Below are 1588 nucleotides of genomic sequence, written 5' to 3' on the forward strand. Positions count from 1 at the left end.
CACCCTTGCCCCCCATCTCTCGCTGGGCCAACGGGAGCTGTTGATACGGCAACTGTTCTGCCGTCTGGAAGGCCGGGGGCTTCCCCAGGCAAGTTAGCGCTGTCAATCCCAGCAAGCGCGAGTTAGGCTCTCTTCATAATAGAGAGGGGATCCAGGAATCCAAAGCAAAAGCACCTACAGGCTGCGGGCCAGCAAGCCCAACCCCGCTCCAGCCATCACCAACAGCCACGTGGGCTGCCGGAAGCGCAGCAGGGCGATCAAGGCCGCCCCACCGATCCCCAAGGCCATCAACGAGGCTGCTGTTGTTTCTTGTAGCAGCGCCTTTTGGGCCAGAGGCACTGTGGCTGCGGCAACCGCCCCCAGCGCGGTTGGGGTGATGGCTTGCAGGGATCCCTTCACCCAAGCGTTGCGCCGTATGCGCAGCAACAGCGGTGCTGCCAGCAAAATAAAGGCAAAAGAAGGGGCAAAGATCGCCACCGTCGCCGTCAGCGCCCCCAACACCCCCGCCACCTTGTAGCCGATGAAAGCTGCCGTCAGCACCACCGGGCCGGGGGTAAACTGCCCAATGGCCACCCCATCCAAAAACTCCGCTGGCGTCAACCAGCCCAACTGATCCACCACTTCGTCGGCGATGAAGGGAATGATCACCAACCCTCCCCCGAAGATGGCACTGCCCACCTTGAAAAAAAACAGCGTCAAAGGCCAGAAGTAAGTGCCAATGCGCTCCAGCCCCCAAAAGCTGCTCACGGCTAGGGTTTCTGGCGGAACCGCGGCCCCCACCGTCTGGGCCAACATCAACACCGGCCCCGGCAGCAGAGCTGGGATCCCTGGCAAAGGGCTCCTTGGCCCGTAGAGCACCAACCCCACCAGCGCCGCCAGCCCAAACAACACCAGGATGTTCACCCCTCTTAGCAGCAGAGCAAAAGCCGCCACCGCGATCAGCCCCCGGCTCCAGTCTTGCACCGCCTTGCGGCCCAGCTTCCAGCAAAAGGCCAAGACAATGGCGATTACCACCGGGGCCACCCCAAAAAATAGCCCCTCTAGCTGTGGCACCCCCTGAAAGCGAAAATAAAGCCAAGAAAAAATCACCTCGATCACAAAAGCCGGCGCGATGAAGCAAAAGCCCGCCAGCACCGCCCCCAACCAGCCTGCCCGCACATAGCCAACATAGATCCCCATCTGGGTAGAAGCCGGCCCCGGCAACAGTTCACACAGGCCCACCCCTTCGGCAAATTGCTCCTGGCTCATCCAGCCCCGCCGGATCACCGCCTCATCGTGTTGCATGGCAATGTGAGCTTGTGGGCCGCCAAACCCCAGGGATCCCAGCCGCAAGAACACCGCAGCAATTTCCTTTAGTCGCGTCGAAAGAGGGGGCAAGGGATCGGGCAGACCACTTGCCACCCCAGGAGACTGGCCGGGAGAGGACTGAGGAGACATCGCCAAGGCTTGGCACCCGCTTATCCTGGCATCCAATGGTTGGTTACGTCGATCCCTAACTCCCCTCTCCCTCAGGGAGAGGGGCCGGGGGTGAGGGTCGTTCCTCAGGGAGAGGGGCCGGGGGTGGTCGCGTGAGCGGCGCGGAGCGCTT

1 protein-coding gene is annotated in these 1588 nt (G+C 62.1%); it reads right to left on the reverse strand.

Going from position 1 to position 1588, the window contains the following annotated elements; all coding sequences use genetic code 11:
• Window positions 1–174: 174 nt before the first annotated feature.
• Window positions 175–1437 (reverse strand): chromate efflux transporter, encoded by a 1263-nt coding sequence (chrA, locus tag NW857_RS12515; protein WP_414369140.1) that lies wholly within the window; start codon window positions 1435–1437, stop codon window positions 175–177.
• Between the last annotated feature and the right edge of the window lie 151 nt (window positions 1438–1588).

The sequence above is a fragment of the Synechococcus sp. H55.9 genome (assembly GCF_047462355.1).
Classification (GTDB): domain Bacteria; phylum Cyanobacteriota; class Cyanobacteriia; order Thermostichales; family Thermostichaceae; genus Thermostichus.